The organism is Curtobacterium sp. MCSS17_005 (assembly GCF_003234225.2).
Lineage (GTDB): Bacteria > Actinomycetota > Actinomycetes > Actinomycetales > Microbacteriaceae > Curtobacterium > Curtobacterium flaccumfaciens.
Map to the genome: position 1 here is coordinate 2,581,983 of NZ_CP126258.1, position 18,329 is coordinate 2,600,311.

17 protein-coding genes are annotated in these 18,329 nt (G+C 72.3%); 5 read left to right on the plus strand and 12 right to left on the minus strand.

Annotated elements, in window-relative coordinates:
• Positions 1 to 5: 5 nt before the first annotated feature.
• Complete coding sequence (locus DEJ20_RS12300) at positions 6 to 1,208, plus strand: glycosyltransferase (protein ID WP_111235533.1); 1,203 nt, start codon at positions 6 to 8, stop codon at positions 1,206 to 1,208.
• Between the two features lie 71 nt (positions 1,209 to 1,279).
• Here DEJ20_RS12300 and DEJ20_RS12305 read toward each other — a convergent pair whose 3' ends face one another.
• The 3 genes from DEJ20_RS12305 to DEJ20_RS12315 all read right to left on the minus strand — a co-directional run bounded on the left by DEJ20_RS12305 (position 1,280) and on the right by DEJ20_RS12315 (position 4,023).
• On the minus strand, positions 1,280 to 2,587 hold the full coding sequence (locus DEJ20_RS12305; protein ID WP_071406414.1) for a UDP-glucose dehydrogenase family protein: 1,308 nt from the start codon (positions 2,585 to 2,587) through the stop codon (positions 1,280 to 1,282).
• 82 nt (positions 2,588 to 2,669) lie between these two features.
• Complete coding sequence (locus DEJ20_RS12310; RefSeq protein ID WP_071244247.1) at positions 2,670 to 3,218, minus strand: PH domain-containing protein; 549 nt, start codon at positions 3,216 to 3,218, stop codon at positions 2,670 to 2,672.
• 4 nt (positions 3,219 to 3,222) lie between these two features.
• Positions 3,223 to 4,023: a biotin--[acetyl-CoA-carboxylase] ligase gene (locus tag DEJ20_RS12315; protein WP_111235534.1), complete on the minus strand. Its 801-nt coding sequence runs from the start codon at positions 4,021 to 4,023 to the stop codon at positions 3,223 to 3,225.
• A 74-nt stretch (positions 4,024 to 4,097) separates the two neighbouring features.
• Between DEJ20_RS12315 and DEJ20_RS12320 the strand changes: the two genes are divergently transcribed.
• Together DEJ20_RS12320 and DEJ20_RS12325 are read left to right on the plus strand one after the other, a co-directional pair.
• A complete protein-coding gene (locus tag DEJ20_RS12320) occupies positions 4,098 to 5,693 on the plus strand; it encodes an acyl-CoA carboxylase subunit beta (RefSeq protein WP_111235535.1) in 1,596 nt (531 codons plus the stop codon).
• Between the two features lie 50 nt (positions 5,694 to 5,743).
• On the plus strand, positions 5,744 to 5,998 hold the full coding sequence (locus tag DEJ20_RS12325; RefSeq protein ID WP_051596908.1) for an acyl-CoA carboxylase subunit epsilon: 255 nt from the start codon (positions 5,744 to 5,746) through the stop codon (positions 5,996 to 5,998).
• Between the two features lie 643 nt (positions 5,999 to 6,641).
• Here DEJ20_RS12325 and DEJ20_RS12330 read toward each other — a convergent pair.
• The 4 genes from DEJ20_RS12330 to DEJ20_RS12345 all read right to left on the minus strand — a co-directional run bounded on the left by DEJ20_RS12330 (position 6,642) and on the right by DEJ20_RS12345 (position 11,127).
• Positions 6,642 to 7,718 carry a DUF8320 family protein gene (locus DEJ20_RS12330; RefSeq protein WP_284183329.1) on the minus strand — a complete coding sequence of 359 codons (1,077 nt, stop codon included), beginning with the start codon at positions 7,716 to 7,718 and terminating at the stop codon, positions 6,642 to 6,644.
• Positions 7,688 to 8,941, minus strand: coding sequence for a sensor histidine kinase (locus DEJ20_RS12335; protein WP_111235536.1), 1,254 nt, complete (start codon positions 8,939 to 8,941; stop codon positions 7,688 to 7,690). Before DEJ20_RS12335 ends, DEJ20_RS12330 begins: the two co-directional genes overlap by 31 nt.
• 5 nt (positions 8,942 to 8,946) lie before the next feature.
• On the minus strand, positions 8,947 to 9,666 hold the full coding sequence (locus DEJ20_RS12340) for a response regulator transcription factor (RefSeq protein ID WP_111235537.1): 720 nt from the start codon (positions 9,664 to 9,666) through the stop codon (positions 8,947 to 8,949).
• 201 nt (positions 9,667 to 9,867) lie between these two features.
• Positions 9,868 to 11,127, minus strand: coding sequence for a class I SAM-dependent RNA methyltransferase (locus tag DEJ20_RS12345; protein ID WP_111235538.1), 1,260 nt, complete (start codon positions 11,125 to 11,127; stop codon positions 9,868 to 9,870).
• 14 nt (positions 11,128 to 11,141) lie between these two features.
• On the opposite strand from DEJ20_RS12345, the gene DEJ20_RS12350 reads away from it, so the two are divergent.
• Both DEJ20_RS12350 and DEJ20_RS12355 read left to right on the plus strand, forming a co-directional pair.
• Positions 11,142 to 11,936, plus strand: a complete 795-nt coding sequence (locus DEJ20_RS12350; RefSeq protein WP_111235539.1) for a Maf family protein — start codon at positions 11,142 to 11,144, stop codon at positions 11,934 to 11,936.
• Between the two features lie 79 nt (positions 11,937 to 12,015).
• Positions 12,016 to 13,800 (plus strand): acetyl/propionyl/methylcrotonyl-CoA carboxylase subunit alpha, encoded by a 1,785-nt coding sequence (locus DEJ20_RS12355; protein ID WP_111235540.1) that lies wholly within the window; start codon positions 12,016 to 12,018, stop codon positions 13,798 to 13,800.
• 84 nt (positions 13,801 to 13,884) lie between these two features.
• Here the strand turns inward: DEJ20_RS12355 and DEJ20_RS12360 are convergent, their stop codons facing one another.
• From DEJ20_RS12360 to DEJ20_RS12380, 5 genes are all read right to left on the minus strand, one after another.
• Complete coding sequence (locus DEJ20_RS12360) at positions 13,885 to 14,823, minus strand: hypothetical protein (protein WP_111235541.1); 939 nt, start codon at positions 14,821 to 14,823, stop codon at positions 13,885 to 13,887.
• 178 nt (positions 14,824 to 15,001) lie between these two features.
• Positions 15,002 to 16,666: a phospho-sugar mutase gene (locus tag DEJ20_RS12365; protein WP_111235542.1), complete on the minus strand. Its 1,665-nt coding sequence runs from the start codon at positions 16,664 to 16,666 to the stop codon at positions 15,002 to 15,004.
• The gene (locus tag DEJ20_RS12370; RefSeq protein ID WP_111031934.1) at positions 16,663 to 17,505 is read right to left on the minus strand and encodes a purine-nucleoside phosphorylase; all 843 of its coding nucleotides are present in this window, start codon (positions 17,503 to 17,505) and stop codon (positions 16,663 to 16,665) included. Before DEJ20_RS12370 ends, DEJ20_RS12365 begins: the two co-directional genes overlap by 4 nt.
• A gap of 100 nt (positions 17,506 to 17,605) precedes the next feature.
• Complete coding sequence (locus DEJ20_RS12375; RefSeq protein WP_027466460.1) at positions 17,606 to 17,884, minus strand: PTS sugar transporter subunit IIB; 279 nt, start codon at positions 17,882 to 17,884, stop codon at positions 17,606 to 17,608.
• Positions 17,881 to 18,327 (minus strand): PTS sugar transporter subunit IIA, encoded by a 447-nt coding sequence (locus DEJ20_RS12380; protein WP_111235543.1) that lies wholly within the window; start codon positions 18,325 to 18,327, stop codon positions 17,881 to 17,883. Before DEJ20_RS12380 ends, DEJ20_RS12375 begins: the two co-directional genes overlap by 4 nt.
• Positions 18,328 to 18,329 lie beyond the last annotated feature (2 nt).

Sequence of the window (18,329 nt, forward strand, 5' to 3'; positions counted from 1 at the left end):
GCACGATGTCCCGCACCACTCGCTCCGCCCGCTCCCGCCAGGAGCGCCCCCGCCTGCTCGTCCTGGGCTCGACGTTCCCGGCCCGTCCGGACGACGGCGTGCCGGCGTTCGTGCTCGACCTCGCCCACCAGGAGGCCACCGAGTTCGACACCCTCGTGCTCACTCCCCGTGTCCCCGGCGGTGCCGCGAAGGAGCGCATCGGCGAGGTCGCGGTGCGCCGCTACCCGTACTTCCCGCGTCGCTTCGAGGACCTGGCCGACGGCGCGATCCTCGACAACCTCAAGGAGCGGCGCTCCCGCATCGTGCAGGTGCCCGCGCTGGTGCTCGCGCAGTACCTGGCCGTGCGGCGCGTGGTGCGCTCCGCGAGGCCCGACGTCATCCACGCGCACTGGGCCATCCCGCAGGCCCTCGTCGCGACGCTGGCCGCCCCGGGCGTGCCCGTCGTCGTGACGACCCACGGCGGGGACATCTACGCGCTCCGTGCGGCTCCCCTGGTCCGGCTCAAGCGCTGGATCTTCGGACGGTCGGCGCACGTCACCACCGTCAACTCCGAGATGCGCGAGCGTCTGACCGAGTGGGGCGTTCCCGACTCGCGCTCGACCGTGATCCCGATGGGTGTCGATCTGGGCCCGGCCCGCGACACCCGCGCCCGCGTCGCGCCGCAGGAGCACCACGTCGTCGCGGTCGGTCGTCTGGTCGAGAAGAAGGGCTTCGGCAACCTGGTCGAGGCGCTCCGCGGCCTGGGCGACGACGCGCCCTGGCGGCTCACCGTCGTCGGCGACGGCCCCTACCGCGCCCAGCTCGAGCAGCAGGCAGCGGGGCTGCCGGTGACGTTCCTGGGCCAGCGGGGCCGCACCGAGGTGCTCGAGACCCTCGCGTCCGCCACCGTCGTCGCGGTGCCGTCGATCCCCGCGGCGAACGGCGACCAGGAGGGGCTGCCGGTCACCCTGCTCGAGGCAGCTGCGGTCGGGGCCGCGATCGTGGCGAGCGACCTGCCGGGCATCCGGGACGTCGTGCAGGACAACGTGTCCGGCGTGCTCGTGCCCCCGGGGGACGTCGCGGCACTCCGCGCAGCACTGCAGCGCGTGCTCACCGACGACGCAGCGCGCTCGCGCTACCAGGAGCAGGCCGTCGTCTCGGCAGCGGAGTTCTCCACCGAACGGATCGGCGAGCGCTACCGGGCGGTGCTGCGCGCGGCCATCGGCTGACGACGCGGCGGACGCACTGGAGGCCCGGTGCCGGTCCCACGGACCGGCACCGGGCCTCCGGTCGGTCGGGGCTAGCGTCCCATGCCGCGGTACGTGAAGCCGGCAGCGGTCCACGCGTCACGGTCGAGGCAGTTGCGGCCGTCGATGACGACCGGCGACGCCACGAGCGCGGCGGCGGCGGTCGCGTCGAGCTCGCGGAACTCGGTCCACTCGGTGAGCACGAGCACCAGCTCCGCCCCGCCCAGCGCCTCGGCCGCGCTCTCGACGTAGTCGAGCTCGGGGTGCACGCGGCGGGCGGTGACGACGGCCTCGGGGTCGTACGCCGAGACGACGGCACCGAGTTCCTGCAGGCGGGCTGCGATGTCGAGGGCCGGCGAGTCGCGCACGTCGTCGGAGTTCGGCTTGAAGGCCAGGCCGAGCACCGCGACGCGCTTGCCGCTGACGACCCCGCCGAGCAGCTCCTGCGCCAGCTCGACGACGTGCGCGCGACGACGCAGGTTCGTGGCGTCGACGTCGGCGAGGAACGCCAGGGACTCCCCGACCCCCAGCTCGTTCGCCCGCGCCTGGAACGCACGGATGTCCTTCGGCAGGCAACCGCCACCGAACCCGAGGCCGGCGTTCAGGAACTTGCGGCCGATGCGGGCGTCGTGGCCGATCGCGTCGGCGAGCGCCGTGACGTCGGCACCGGCGACCTCGGCGATCTCGGCCATCGAGTTGATGAACGAGATCTTGGTCGCGAGGAACGCGTTGGCGCTGATCTTCACGAGCTCGGCGGTGGGCAGGTTGACGACGAGTCGGGGCGTGCCGGTGGACAGTGCCTCGGCGTAGACCTCGTCGAGGGCGGCGACGGCCTGTTCGCCGGCCTCGCCGTCCGGTACGCCGTAGACGAAGCGGTCCGGCGCGATGGTGTCCTGCACGGCGAAGCCCTCACGCAGGAACTCGGGGTTCCAGACGAGCGTGGCACCGGGGACGGCTTCGCTGACCTCGGCGGCCAGACGTGCGGCGGTGCCGACGGGCACGGTCGACTTGCCGACGACGAACTCGCCGGCGGACAGGTGCGGGGTGAGCGCGGCGACGGCGGCGTTCACGTAGGTCAGGTCCGCGGCGCCGGTGGGACCCTGCGGGGTGCCGACGGCGAGGAAGTGCACGCGGGCACCGGCCACCTCGGCCATGTCGGTGGTGAAGCGGATCCGACCGGACTCGAGGGCCTCGGTCAGGATCTCGGGCAGGCCGGGCTCGAAGAAGGGGGCCTCGCCCGCGGCGAGCCGCTCGATCTTGGTGGGGTCGACGTCCACGGCGACGACCTCGTGTCCGAGTTTGGCCATGGAGGCGGCGTGCACGGCACCGAGGTAGCCGCAGCCGATCACAGAGATACGCACGTCGAAGAAGGTACCGGTTTCTCGCCGAAGTCTCATCACGGCGCCCCCGGCGACGCCCGCAGTGACGCTCGCAGCCGCCGGGTCAGGCCCGCACGTCGCCCCACGGCGGACGGTCCGGACCGCCGACGATCTCGTCCCAGTCCGGTTCACGATGCCGACGCCTGGCCTCGTACGCCTCCACCAGGTCGTGCAGGACGGCGACGACGAGGTCGGCGTGCGGCACGTCGGCGAGGACCACCGCTGGGTCGTCCCCGGGGAACACGAGCACGTCGCCGGAGCGGAACAGCCCCTGCAGCCCGCGGCGCCGCACCGTGACGTCGTAGCCGCGGGAGTGCAGGAGTTCCCTGCGGGTGCGCGTGCCGAGTCCGTTGACCACGACCAGGCGACGGGTGGTGACGACGTACCGCTCCGACATCCAGCGGAACAGCGGGACGGCGCCACCGAACACGACGAGCACCACGACGACGAGCGCGACGACGGCGTTCAGCCACGCCAGCTGCGCCTGGAACACGCCGAAGCCGAACCCGCCGGCGGCGGTGACGAGCACGACGAACACCGCCGGGCGCACGAGCCGACGGGCGTGCGGTCGCAGGCGTGCGACGACACGTTCGGGCGGGGGCTCGGCGGTCATGCCGTCATGCATACCGCAGGTGGGTGACGTCCCCCACCGCGACGCCCCTGGTGACGCCCGCCTGGTCCCGGATCGTGATGCGGCCGGCGTCGTCGATGCCGGTCGTGTCGGCCTCCTCGACGGTGCCGTCCGGCAGCTCGAGGCGGATGCGGCGACCGATCGTTCCGCACGCGGCGCGGACGTGGGACCGGACCGTCTCGGCGGCGGGACCACCCGTGACCAGGCCGGCCACCGCCTCCAGGACGGACCGCAGGAAGGCGGCCAGGACCGCGTCGGCCAGGGCGGGTGCGTCGTCGACCGCGCCGGCGAGCAGGAGCGAGGTGGACGTCGGGGTGGGCAGCCGGTCCGCCGGGATCGTCAGGTTCACGCCGGCCCCGACCACGACGCTGCCGTCGGCGGCGACCTGGCAGAGGATCCCGCACACCTTGTCCCCGGCGACCTGCACGTCGTTCGGCCACTTCACGACGACGTCGGCGCCGGCGGGGAGCACCGACGCGATCGCATCGCGCATCGCCGCCCCGGCGACCAGCGGCAACCAGCCGCGGTCGTGGTCGTCCAGGTCCGCACGGACGAGCACGCTGGCGGCGAGCGTCTCACCGGCCGGAGCGGTCCAGGTGCGGTCCAGCCGGCCCCGACCCGCGGTCTGGTGCAGGGTCGCGACGACGCTGCCGTGCTGCTGCTCGGGGGCGGCGGCGAGCAGGTCCGCGTTGGTGGACCCGGTCTCGGCGGGGGTGGTGATCGTCCCGCCCGCCGCCCGGACGGCCGCGCTGGTGGCGGGGAAGGACGGCGACGGGGATGTGGACATGCACGCAAATGTACGGGCAGGAACCGTGGGGGTCCTCCAACCGGCACCGTCCCACCCGCCGGTAGGGTGAGCGGGTGACTTCAGGAGACTCCCCCGATCTGTCGACGACGGCCGGCCGACTGGCCGACCTCCGCGACCGGTACCACGAGGCCGTGACCGCCGCGGGCGAATCCGCCATCGCCAAGCAGCACGCGAAGGGCAAGGGCACCGCGCGCGAACGCATCGAGCAGCTGCTCGACGAGAACTCCTTCGTGGAGTTCGACGAGTTCGTGCGGCACCGCACCACGTCGTTCGGCATGGACGCCAAGCGCCCCTACGGTGACGCGGTCGTCACCGGCGTCGGCACGATCCACGGTCGCAACGTCGCCGTCTACGCGCAGGACTTCACGGTCTTCGGCGGGTCGCTCGGCGAGGTCGCCGGCGAGAAGATCATCAAGGTCATGCAGCACGCGCTGAAGACGGGCGTGCCGATCATCGGCATCCTCGACTCCGGCGGCGCCCGCATCCAGGAAGGCGTCGTCGCGCTCGGCAAGTACGGCGAGATCTTCCGCCTGAACACCCAGGCCTCCGGTGTCATTCCGCAGCTCTCCATCGTGATGGGCCCGGCGGCCGGCGGTGCGGTGTACTCCCCCGCCCTGACCGACTTCGTCATCATGGTCGACAAGACCAGCCACATGTTCGTCACCGGCCCCGACGTCATCAAGACCGTCACCGGCGAGGACGTCGGCTTCGAGGAGCTCGGCGGCGCCCAGACCCACAACGCGGTCTCCGGCGTGGCCCACTACCTGGCCGAGGACGAGACCGACGCGCTCGACTACGCGCGCTCACTCATCGGGTTCCTGCCGGACAACAACCTGTCCGACCCGCCGGCCTACGACGTCGCCCCGGAGCTCGAGACCACCGACGCCGACCACGAGCTCGACCTCGTGATCCCGGACTCGACGAACCAGCCGTACGACGTCACCACGATCATCGAGCACATCGTCGACGACGGTGAGTTCCTCGAGGTCCAGCCGCTCTTCGCCCCGAACATCCTGATCGGCTTCGGCCGGGTCGAGGGCCGCACGGTCGGCATCATCGCGAACCAGCCGCAGGCGATGGCCGGCACGCTGAACATCGACGCCGGCGAGAAGGCCGCCCGCTTCGTGCGGTTCTGCGACGCCTTCGGCATCCCGATCCTGACCCTGGTGGACGTGCCCGGCTACCTGCCCGGCACCGACCAGGAGTGGACCGGCGTCATCCGCCGCGGCGCGAAGCTGCTGTACGCCTACGCCGAGGCCACCGTCCCGCTCGTCACCGTCATCACCCGCAAGGCCTACGGCGGCGCGTACATCGTGATGGGCTCGAAGCAGCTCGGTGCCGACATCAACCTGGCGTGGCCGACCGCCGAGATCGCCGTCATGGGCGGCCAGGGTGCCGTCAACATCCTGTACCGCGCCGAGATCAAGCGCGCCGAGGAGTCCGGCGAGGACGTCGCCGCGGTCCGCACGAAGCTCGCGAACGAGTACACGTACAACGTCGCGTCCCCGTACCTGGCGGCCGAGCGCGGTGAGCTCGACGGCATCATCCAGCCGCACGCCACCCGGGTGTCGGTCATCAAGGCCCTCCGGTCGCTCCGGGGCAAGCGCGCCACACTGCCCCCGAAGAAGCACGGGAACATCCCCCTCTGATGGAACCGGTCGAATCGCCGCGCACGGGATCATCACGCTCCCGCGGCCTGATGGGTCGCCACGCAGCAGCCGTGCCCTCGGACGAGCCCGCCTCGGTGGCGGACGTCCGGGTGGTCTCCGGCGACCCCACGCCCGAGGAGCTCGCCGCGGTCGTGGCCGTCCTGCAGCGCCAGGCCGACGAGGCCGCGGCCGCCGGTCGCGCTGCGGTGGTCGTCGAGCCCCGCACCGGGTGGGACGCCGCAGCCCGCGGACTGCGCCGCCCGCTCGACCACGGACCGGGCGCCTGGGGCCGATCACTCCGCTGATGTACCCCTGGTGCGCGGGCGACCGGAACGCGTTGCAGGGCGCACTTCCCGGTCGGTATCCCCTCGCTCGGGGGACATGATCAGCGGATACGGACCGGAAATGCCGGAATTGTCCCCCATAATGACGACTGACATGCAACACGGGTGTGGGCATAGTTGGTGGTGTTCGGTGTCCTTCAACGAAAGACATCGCAGGTCGGTGGCCGACTAGGGTACGAAGCCACCGTCCGCTGCGAGGCAGGGCGACATTCGGGTTGTCGCTCAGCCTCGGGTCGTGAACGGGCCGGTCGGTATCCGACCGGCCCGTTCCCCGTTTCCGGCGCGTGTTCGGCGCGTACGGGCAGGCGTCGGGTCAATGCCTCGGCCGATGCCGAACGACACCGTCGACGTCGTACGACAGCGGCATGGTCGCTTCCGCGGGCGCGCCAGCCCGGCGCGACCACGTGACGGCCTGGAGGCTCGTGGCGGGCCGCCGCGGGCCTCCAGGCTGTCCCCCATCGCGTCCACCGCCGCCCGCGCGCCCGGCGCACCACCCGCCTCCGCAGCGCCGTCAGCACCACGTTCGCGACGATCCACGCGTCGATCACGTGGTGCATCGTCGCAACACGCGTGCCGCGCGGGGCGTGCGTGCGCGTGCCGCGCGCTACGCCGGCTCGTGCCGCGGGATCTCCAGCCAGAGCGCGACGGAGTCGTCCTCGTCCCCGTCGTCGTCGTCCATCCCCGCTCCGAGCGCCGCGGACTCGCTGGCCGCACCGTCGAGGCGGAGTCCGACGACGGTCACCGCGGAGTCGGACCCTTCGCCGACGGTCCGGACGATGACGTTGTCGGCGTCGCGGGCCTGCCGGAGCGCCTCGGCGACACGGGCGTGGATGCGGCGGATGTCCGGGGCGTCCAGGTCGTCGAGCCCGCCGTCGTCGTGCAGCTGGACGGTCGCTCCGCGGCGGCGCAGGCGCATCACCTCGTCGCGGACGTCGTCGGACAACAGGGACCGGCCCCGGATCTCGTCGCGGATGGCCTGCTCGAGGTGCAGGCACTCGGCACGGTCGGCATCGTCGAGGTCGCCGCAGGAGTCGATGATGCGCTGCAGCATCGGCAGGGCCATCCGGGTGGTCTGGCTCAGCCGGAACTGCCGCTCGAAGACGTGGGCGTCCTGCGCGGCCTGCCAGTCGGCGGTCTCCTGCTCGGCGAGGACGAGCTCGCGGGTGTTCCGGATGGCACGGCTCATCGCGGCGGCGAAGACCGTGGCGATCGCGACCCAGGCGACGCTGCCGACCACGCCGAGCCCGCCGAGCGAGCCGAGGCCTGCCCAGGCGACGGTGTACACGGTCAGGAACAGCACGCCGGCCCACGCGAAGGGACCCCGACCGCGCACGACGAGCACCACCATGAGCGTGCCGATGGCCGCGATCCACCAGGTTGCGGAGCCGGGACCACGACCCTCGACGAGGACGGGGGCGGCGATCACCGGCATCACGATGGCGGTGGCGAGGGAGAAGCAGGCCGTCCAGACCGGCAGGACCCTGCCGGGGACGAACAGTGCCAGGCCGGTGGCCGCGGCGTACAGGACCATGCAGGCGATGATCGGGGCGACCTGGTCGACGCGCGGCAGCGTAGCTGCGGCGAGGACCAGGTGGTAGAGGGAGAACAGCGACGCCAGGCCCAGGGCGATGCTCGCCGGCAGGGAGACCTTCATGCGGTCGTCCTCGCGGCCGGCGACCACGTCAGCACGATGCGGGTGCCCTCGCCCGGTGCGGTGTGCACCTCGGCGCGGCCGTCGACGGTCGCGACCCGCTCGACGATGGAGCGGCGGACACCGAGCCGTTCGGCGGGGATGGCCGCGACGTCGAACCCGCGCCCGTCGTCACCGACCTCGACGAGCACCCCCTGCCCCTGCTGCTCGATGCGGACCCAGCGGGAGACGGCAGCGTCGCCGGCGTGCTGCACGCTGTTCACCGCGGCCTGCAGCGCCGCCGAGGCCAGCGCGTCGGCGACCGACGCGGGCAGGCGGACCGACCCGGTCGGTGTCGGGACCAGACGGACCGGGGCGGGCAACGCACTCACGCCCTCGCGGATGCGCGCCCGGAGTTCCCCGAGGGCGACCGGCGCGACGTCACCGGGACCGTCGGTGGCCGCGGCCTCGAGGTGGTCGATCGCGTTCCGGGCCATCCGCGCGGCGAGGGTCTTGGCCTCGAGCGTGTCGGCCCGGGCGGCGGAGAGCAGCGTCGTGAGCACGCTGTCGTGCACGATGGCGTCCACCTGGACCCGCTCGACCTCGGTGGCGTGCTCCCGGATGGCGAGCGAGTACCGCCGCACGGCTGTGGACTGCGCCGTGTCGACCGACGTGGCCGCACGCCGCAGCACCACGGCGATGACGAGCACCGCGCCGCTGAGCAGCGCCGTGTACACGCCGTCGAGCAGGACGGCGAGGACCCCGACGTCCCCGCCGAGCGGGCTGAGCCGGATCACGACGTATACCGCCGGCACGAGCGCCGTGTAGACCGTCGCGCGCCACGTGGCGAAGCCCATCGCCGCCGCCGTGCAGCCGACCGTGCAGAACCACCACGGCCACGGCTGCTGCGACGACGGGATGGGCTCCTGCACGGTCGCCGTCCACGTCACGAGCACGACGAGGAACAGCAGCGCACAGACGATCTGCGCCAGCTGGGCGACCCGCTGCACGAAGGCCGAGACCCCGATGAACACGAACGACGCCGCGAGGGCGAGCATCAGCGTCGGACCCCAGAACGGGTCGAGGTACGGCAGCTGCTGCAGGACCGCGGGCGCATCGACGATGCCGAGGCCGATCGCCGCCATCGCGAGGAGGATCGCGAACGCGCGCTCGACCGACGCCTGCGTGATCGAGGCGCGGACGCTGCGCGCCGGATCGGCGCCGAACGGCGCCGGTTCGACGACCGTCCGCGCCGACTCAGCCGCGGTCGCCATCCGTGTCAGCGACCGTCGCCGTCGGGGTCGATGCCCGAGTCGAGCCCGGGGAGGATCCCGTCCTCGACGGCTCGACGCAGCAGGTCGACCTTCGTCGGGGCCGGGCGACCGACCTCGACGTACTTCACACGGATCCGGTCCAGGTACTCACGGGCCGTCGAGTAGCCGATGCCGAGCTGCTGGGCGGCGAGCTTGAGCGGGAGGCCCGAAGCGTAGAGGTGCAGGATCTCGCGCTCGCGGCGGCCGAGCTGCGCCTTCGCGAAGTCGCGGTCGGCGTCGATGGCGCTCGCCCACTCGAGGTTGTTGAGCACGTCACCGCGTGCGACGGTGGCGACCGCGGCCATCACGGTCTTGGTGGCCGAGGACTTCGGGATGACGCCGGCAGCCCCTGCTGCGAGCGCCTCACGCACGTTGGCGACACGGTCCGCGATGGAGTGCACGAGCACCGCCGATCCCGTCCCCTGCACGCCCTTGACGTTCTCGGTCACGGTCGAGCCGTCACCGAGGGACAGGTCGAGGACGACGACGTCGACCTCTCGCCCGTCGAGGTTCTGGACGTACTCGGGGACGCTGGCGGCGGTGAGCACCACCTCGAACCCCTCGTTCTGGCACGCCGCCTGGATCCCGAGTCGGACGGACTCGTGGTCGTCGACGATCGCGACCCGGACCGGCCTGGCGGCCGCCCCTGACGTCTCGGTGCTGGTGGTTGTCGTTCCTGCTGCCACAGTGGCCTCTCGTTCCGATGCGCGACGCCGGCCCCTGAAACCGGAGTGCCATCAACGACCCAGGATACCCAGCCCGGACTCAGGTGCGGGGCTTCTCCGCCGCGCCACGCTGGCCGGTCCGCCGATTGGTGGACACCCCGGCACGCAAGGAGCGGCGGCCGGGCCCGCCCCGGTCGCGCCCGCCCCGGTCGCGCCCGGACCTCAGCGCGCGGGGACCAGGCGTGCGACGGCTTCCAGGTGGTGGGTGTGCGGGAACAGGTCGAAGGCCCGCAGTGCTTCGAGCCGGTAGCCGAGGTCGGCGAACGTCGCGACGTCGCGGGCCAGCGCCACCGGGTCGCACGCCACGTAGACGACCTGCTCCGGCTGGAGCGCGGCGATCTGCACGACCACGTCACGACCGGCACCGGCGCGGGGCGGGTCGAGCACGATCGTGCCGGCGCGGAAGCGGTCCTTCTCGGCGCGCGAGGCGTTCGCCACCGTGTTCGTCAGCCAGCGGTCCACGCGGCCGGTCTCGGCGCGGGCGCCGAGCCACTCGGACAGGTTCTCCTGCGCGTGCTCGGTGGCACGGGCGGCGCTCTCGACGCTCGTGATGCGCGCCTTCGGGCCGACCAGGTCGCCGAGGGCGGCGGCGAGCAGGCCGACACCTCCGTACAGGTCCAGGTGGGTGCCCTCGGGGTCGAGGCGGTCGCGGTCGACGAGGTCCTGCACGGCCTCGGTGAGCACGGTCGCCGCGGCGCGGTGCACCTGCCAGAACCCGTTGTCGTCGACCTGGAACGTGCGCTCTCCCACGACCTCGGTCACCACGGTGGGCTTCTGGTCGTCGATGACGAGCCGCGCTCCCTCGGAGCCACTCGGTGCGAGGACGTCGATGACCGACGAGCCCGGCAGCGCACCACGGCCGAGCGGGGCGCTCTGCTGGACGACGGCGGTCGCGAGCGGCAGGCCGGTCACCGGGATGACGGAGTGGGAGCGGGCCGCGAACGGGCCGGCGGTGCCCTGCTCGTCGACGTGCAGCCGGACGCGGGTGCGCCAGCCGAGGCCGTTCGCGGCGTCGTCGCCGGGCGCGGCCTCGACGACGACGTCGTGACCGAGCGCCTCGGCGAGGTCCATCCGTGCGAACCGTGCGAACGAGTCGACGAGGACGTCGTGCTTGAGCGTGCGCTGGTGTGCGAGGGCGATGTGACCGAACTCCGCACCACCCGGGCGCGTCTCGGGGTCACGCTCGAGCGCGGCCTCGGGCCAGACGTGGTCGACGCGGTGCTCGCTCGGCGTCACGACGCTGACCGTGTCGGCGCGCCAGAACGACTTCTTGCGGTCCTCGGTCACCCGGGCGACGACGCGCTCCCCGGGGATCGCGTCCGAGACGAAGACCACCCGTCCTTCGTGCCGTGCCACCGAGATGCCGCCGTGGGCGATCCCGGTGACGTCGAGTTCGAGCAGCGTGCCGACGGATTCACCCATGGTGAGATGGTCCCATGCGTCTGTACCTCGCGAGTACATCCCCCGCCCGCCGAGCACTCCTCGCCCAGTCCGGGATCGAACCCGTGCTCGTGTCCCCCGGGGTCGACGAGGACGCCGTCGGCGCCGCAGCAGCTGCGTCCCTCGGCCGTGACCTGACCGGTCCGGAGCTCGTCTCGCTCCTCGCCGTCGCGAAGGCGTCCGCAGTCGCCGACTCCGCGGTCGCCGGGTCACCGGTCGACGGGGTGGTGTTCGGCGGGGACTCCGCGTTCGAGGTCGACGGACAGCTGTACGGCAAGCCGCACGACCCGGCAGTCGCCCGGGAGCGCTGGCGGCAGATGCTCGCCGCCGGCGGCGGGACGCTGTGGAGCGGACACTGCGTGATCGATCGCCGACGCGACGACCGGCGCCGGGACCTGGACCCGGCCACGGGACGGCCTGGAGGCGCGGCACCGGCCCGCACCGTGCCTCCCGTCCGGTCCCTGGTCACGTCCACCGCCGGCGTTCCGCAGCTGGGTGACGTCGCGCCCGGCGGGTCGGCGCTGGCCGCCGCTGGCGACCGCGTGGTCGCAGTCGACAGCGCGGTGCTGACCTTCGCCGACGACGTGTCCGTCGACGAGATCGACGCGTACGTCGCGACGGGCGAGCCGCTCGAGGTGGCCGGTGCCTTCACCATCGACGGTCGGGCCGCGGCGTACATCACGCGGATCGACGGGGCACCGTCCGCCGTGATCGGGATGTCGCTGCCGGTGCTGCGATCGATGCTCCTCCGGGGCTTCGGCATCGCCTGGCACGACCTGTGGGCACTGTAGACATCCGCACCTGTTCGGGGTGGTTCTTTGTGGGTGCCAGTCAAAACGCACTCCCGCCGCACGAATACGCTGATGTGTCATGCCCCGTATCAGCAAGGTCCTCATCGCGAACCGCGGCGAGATCGCCGTCCGCATCATCCGCGCGGCCCGCGACGCGGGCAAGGCATCGGTCGCGGTCTACGCCGACCAGGACCGCGATGCCCTGCACGCCCGCCTCGCCGACGAGGCCTACGCGCTGAACGGCACCACGAGCGCCGACACGTACCTCGTCATCGACAAGATCATCTCGGTCGCCCGCCGCTCCGGCGCGGACGCCGTGCACCCGGGCTACGGGTTCCTCGCCGAGAACGCCGACTTCGCCCGTGCCGTCATCGATGCCGGGCTCGTCTGGATCGGCCCGTCGCCGGAGTCGATCGAGCGCCTCGGTGACAAGGTGTCCGCGCGCCACGTCGCCGAGAAGGTGGGCGCCCCGCTCGCCCCCGGCACCATCGAGCCCGTCAAGGACGCCTCCGAGGTCATCGCGTTCGCCGACGAGGTCGGCCTGCCGGTCGCCATCAAGGCGGCGTTCGGCGGCGGCGGCCGTGGTCTGAAGGTCGCACGGACGCGCGACGAGGTCGCCGCGCAGTTCGAGTCCGCCACGCGTGAGGCGATCGCCGCGTTCGGCCGGGGCGAGTGCTTCGTCGAGAAGTACCTGGACAAGCCGCGCCACGTCGAGACCCAGTGCCTGGCGGACGAGCACGGCAACGTCGTCGTGGTCTCCACCCGCGACTGCTCGCTGCAGCGTCGCCACCAGAAGCTCGTCGAGGAAGCCCCGGCGCCCTACCTGACGCCCGAGCAGCAGACCGCGCTGTACGAGTCGTCCAAGGCGATCCTGCGCGAGGTCGGCTACGTCGGCGCCGGCACCTGCGAGTTCCTCATCGGGGCCGACGGCACCGTGTCGTTCCTCGAGGTGAACACCCGTCTGCAGGTGGAGCACTGCGTGTCCGAAGAGGTGACCGGCATCGACCTGGTGCGTGAGCAGTTCCGCATCGCCGAGGGTGGCGTGCTCGACTACTCGGACCCCACGCCGCGGGGACACTCGTTCGAGTTCCGCATCAACGGCGAGGACCCGGGTCGCAACTTCTTCCCCGCGCCCGGTCCCGTGCACGCGTTCAACGCGCCGTCCGGCCCCGGCGTGCGCGTCGACTCTGGTGTCGTCTCCGGCGACGTCGTGTCCGGCTCGTTCGACTCGATGCTCGCGAAGCTGATCGTCACCGGCGCCACCCGTGCCGAGGCGCTGGAGCGTTCGCGTCGCGCACTCGCCGAGTTCGAGGTCACCGGCCTGCCGACCGTGCTGCCCTTCCACCGTGCCGTGGTGTCGGACCCGGCGTTCGCGACCGACGACTCCTCACCGTTCTCCGTGTACACGCAGTGGATCGAGACCGACTTCGTCAACGAGATCCCGGCGTGGAGCGGCTCCCCCGAGGAACTTCCGGCTCCGGCTGCGCGCGACAGCGTCGTCGTCGAGGTGCAGGGCAAGCGCATCGAGGTCACCATGCCGTCGATCGTCGGTGGCGGTGCTGCCGGCGGTGTCGCCGGTCGTCGTCCGGCCGGCCCCTCCGCTCCCCCGAAGCGCCGCTCGTCGGCTGTCCGCGGGGGTCTGGCGAAGTCCGGGTCGTCCGTTGCGTCGCCGATGCAGGCCACCGTGGTGAAGCTCGCGGTCGCCGAGGGTGACACCGTGGTGAAGGGCGACCTGCTCGTCGTGCTCGAGGCCATGAAGATGGAGCAGCCCGTGCAGGCCCACAAGGACGGCGTCGTCACCGGGCTGAACGCCCCGGTCGGCCAGACGGTCTCGTCCGGTCACATGCTGCTCGAGCTCGCGTAGCGCGGGGTTCTTTCTCTCCCCCGGAACCAGGTTCCGGACACAGCACCGTGCATCTACACGGTGCTGTGTCCGTTCCACGGTGCGTCACCACGTCGGTGTCGTGCGGCTCGCCAGTGGGACCGGGAGTCCGGACCTCCGGAGCGTGGACGGAGCATCCCCGCCGGGCAGAACCTCGCGCCAGATCAGCCTCGCGACACCGCGGACCCCCGGGACTGCACGCACCGCGTCTTCTCGGAACTTCTCCGCGATCACCACTTCTTCTGCCGTCCGCGCGCCCCGAACCTCGCCGGCCCGGTACTTGACGAGTCCGTCGAACTCCACGACCACCCCCTGCTCCGGAAACCAGAAGTCGACCCGTGCGATGCATCGGCCGTCGACGGAGAACTCGTGTTGCAGCTCCGGCCGTGGCAACCCGAGATCGTGCATCACCAACAGCGCGAGGCTCTCTCCGACGGACTCGATCTGACCATCCGCGAGCTCGAGGAGCGCTCGGACCCGCTGGGCACCACGGCGTGTCGGTCGCGATTCGAGTTCGGCCAGCAGGTCGTGACGATCGGCCCCTCGTCGGAGCACCGCGTCGAGGACGACCAGGGCATGGCCCCGGTCAGATCGGAGCGCAACGTCGATGGCCGTGGTCACCAGGTCCGTCGTCTCGACCCCGTCGATGAGCACGGTTGCCACGTCTCGACCACGCGCCGGCACCTTGTCGCTGAACCGCAGGCGCTGCGCACGGTCGCGCGTGGGGTCGGTGAGGGCCACGCGATCCGGGAGCGACCCGAACCACGGCAGCCCGTGCATGACGACGGCCGACGCGTGCGACACGATCAGCCCCGGACGGGAGGCAGCGAGGACGGCGTCGATCCGGGCACGGTGACGAGCCGCTTCCGACGCATCCCTGAACGCCTGGGCGGGGGTCGAAACGCCGTGGCCGATGCGGAGGAACTCGCCCCGCTCCGTTCTGCGCCGCATGCTGCGAGCCGTTGCGCTGTCCACCGGAGTCGTCATGAGCGTGAGGCGTTCCATCGGGACAGCCTGTCGTTCCGGCGACCGCTCACGGCACGATCACCCGGTCGCTGTGGAGAACCAGGCGACCGTTGCCGTTGTGGAGCGGTATCGGGCCCACGCGACACTGCGGAACGGACACAGCACCGCGAAGATGCGCGGTGCTGTGTCCGGAACCTGGTTCGGGCAGGACCGCGCCCTACGACACCAGGGGGCGCACCGCGTCGGCGAGGGCGTCGACCAGGCGCTGCGCCTCGGCGGGGGTGTCCGCGACGGTGTCGATGTAGACCTTCACCTTGGGCTCGGTGCCGCTCGGGCGGACGATCACCCGGGCGTCGCCGGACAGGTCGTAGCGCAGGATGTCCGAGGGCGGGAAGCCAGCCACCCCGTCGGCGTAGTCCGTCACCGTGTGCACGTCCAGCCCGCCGAGCGTCGACGGCGGCGTGGACCGGAGCGACGCCATGATCTCGCCGATGCGCGACAGGTCGTCGACGCGGGTCGCGACCTGCCCCGAGGCGAACGCGCCGAACTCGGCGGCGAAGGCCTCGAGGTGGTCGGCGATGGTCGAGCCCGACGCGGCGAGCTCGTCGGCGAGGGACAGCAGCTCCAGCGCAGCCGAGATGCCGTCCTTGTCGCGCACGACCGACGGGTCGACCAGGTAGCCCAGGGCCTCTTCGTACCCGAACAGCAGCTCGGGCACCCGCGACACCCACTTGAAGCCGGTCAGGGTGTCGCGGTACTCCAGCCCGTGGCGCGCGGCCACCCGGGCCAACGCCGGCGACGAGACGATCGAAGCGGCGAGGGTGCCGGTCGCACCGGACTCCGACGCCCGTGCAGCGGCCCGCCACCCGAGCAGCCAGCCGACCTCGTTGCCCGACAGTCGACGGTAGGAACCGGATCCGTCCGGGATCGCGAGTGCGAGCCGGTCGGCGTCGGGGTCGTTCGCGATCACCAGGTCGGCGCCGACGGCGAGCCCGCGGTCGATCGCCAGGTCCATCGCGCCGGGCTCCTCGGGGTTCGGGAACGACACCGTCGGGAACGCACCGTCCGGCTCGATCTGCTCCGGCACCACCGTCGGTGACGCGAACCCGGCCGCCGCGAACACCGCGCGAGCGGTCTCCCACCCGACGCCGTGCATGGCCGTGTAGACGACCTTCGGCTGCTCGTCGACCCCGAGTGCGGGAGCGGGCACGATCGCGGCCGTGGCGGCCACGTAGGCGTCGACCAGGGCCGACGACGCGACGGTGTAGTCCGTGCCGCGCGGCAGGTCGGTGACGGAGCCCGCGGCGACGGCGTCGATGGCGTCCGCGATCTCGCCGTCGACGGGCGGCACGATCTGCGAGCCGTCGTCGTCCTGACCGAGGTAGACCTTGTACCCGTTGTCCCGCGGCGGGTTGTGGCTCGCCGTGACCATGACGCCGGCACCGACGTCGAGGTGCCGGACGGCGAACGCGAGCACCGGCGTCGGCAGGGCCGAGGGCAGCAGGGTGACCTCGAGCCCGAGGCCGCGCATGACCTCGGCCGAGTCACGTGCGAAGACGTCCGAGTTCACCCGGCCGTCGTACCCGATCACGACGCTGCGCGAGCGGCCGGTGTCGATGAGGAACCGTGCGAGCCCCGCAGCGGCCTGGGTCACGACGACCCGGTTCATCCGCAGCGGGCCCCAGCCGAGTTCCGCGCGGAGTCCCGCGGTGCCGAACTGCAGCCGACCGTCGAACCGCTCGGCGAGCGCCCGGACAGCGGGACCGTCACCGTCGGCCGCCGCGTCGATCGCCGCGGCCAGCTCGTCGCGGGTCTCCGGGTCGGGGTCCTGCGCCAGCCACGTCCGCGCGGTGCCGAGCACCTGGTCGAGGTCGAGCTTCACGATGCCGGCTGCCCGAGTGCGGCGACCACGCGTGCGAGCAGGTCGGCGATCACCGGCTCGGCCTGCTTGCCGGCCTCGAGCACCTCGGTGTGCGACAACGGGGTCTTCTGGATGCCCGCGGCGAGGTTCGTGATGAGCGAGAACCCGAGGACCTCCATGCCGGCCTGACGGGCGGCGATGGCCTCGAGCGCGGTCGACATGCCGACGATGTGTCCGCCGATGGTCTTCGCCATCTGGACCTCGGCCGGGGTCTCGTAGTGCGGGCCGCGGAACTGCGTGTACACGCCCTCGTCGAGCGACGGGTCGACCGTCCGGGCCAGCTCACGCAGACGCGCGGAGTACAGGTCGGTCAGGTCGATGAACGTCGCGCCCTCGAGCGGGCTGTCCGCGGTCAGGTTGATGTGGTCGCTGATGAGCACCGGGGTGCCCGGGGTCCAGTGCTCCTTGATGCCGCCGGCACCGTTGGTCAGCACCATGATCGAGGCACCGGTCGCCGCGGCCGTGCGGACGCTGTGCACGACCCGACGGACCCCGTGGCCCTCGTAGTAGTGGGTACGGGCCCCGATGACGAGCGCGTGGCGGCCGTCGGCGAGGCGGATCGACCGGATCGTGCCGGAGTGTCCGGGGACGGCCGAGGCGCTGAACCCGGGGACCTGCTCGGCCGGGATCTCGGACACGGTCTCACCGATGATGTCGGCGGCCTTGCCCCAGCCCGACCCGAGGGTCAGGGCGATGTCGTGCCGCTCGATGCCGGACTGTTCGGCGATGACGGCGGCGGCGGCCCGCGCGACCTCGAACGGGTCGGCAGCGGGGTCGTTCAGCGGGTTTTCGGTGCTCATGCCCCAACTCTAAAGGGCGGACGCCCGCCGCAGCGGCCGCCGCCGCACCCGCCGCAGCAGCCGCCGCCGCGCCCGCCGCACGGCCGCCGCCGCACCCGCCTCAGTGCTCGCCGAGCGCCCGGTCCACCGCCGCCGTGATCTCGCCCTGGTCGAAGTGGTTCGCGATGACGATGACCTCGGCGTAGGTGTCGCCGATCGCCTCGACGAACTCCTGACTCGTCAGGATCACGTTGGCGTCGTCGGAGACGTCCCGCACGGACGCGACGTCCGCCGCGACGACGGACGCCGACAACCCGAGGGCGTCGAGCGCCTTCTCGGCGTTCACCTTGAGGATGCCGCTCGACCCGATGCCGGCGCCGCAGATGGTCACGATCTTCACGCGGAGACCCCCATGATCGCGCGGACCTCGTCCGCCGTGGTCGCCGCCGCGATCCGTCCGGTTACGGTGGCGTCGTTGAACAGGTTCGCGATCTCGCCGATCGACTCCAGGTGGGTGCCGACCTCGGCCACCGCGAGCCCGAGCACCACACGGACGGGGTCGTTGTGCGGGTGTCCGAACACCACCGGCGACGCGAGCGTCACGATCGCGAGTCCGTCCCGCACGACGGCACCACCCGGCCGGGCGTGCGCGAACGCGAGCCCCGGCGAGATGACGATGTACGGCCCGTGCTCCTCGACCATGCCGATCATGGCGTCGGTGTACTCGTCGGTGGTGGCGCCCGAAGCGGCGAGCGCACCGCCGACCAGGCGCATCGCGTCACGCCACGCGGGCGCGTCCGCACCGAGGAGGACGGCGGTGTCCGGCAGCGGTGGCAGTCCCATGC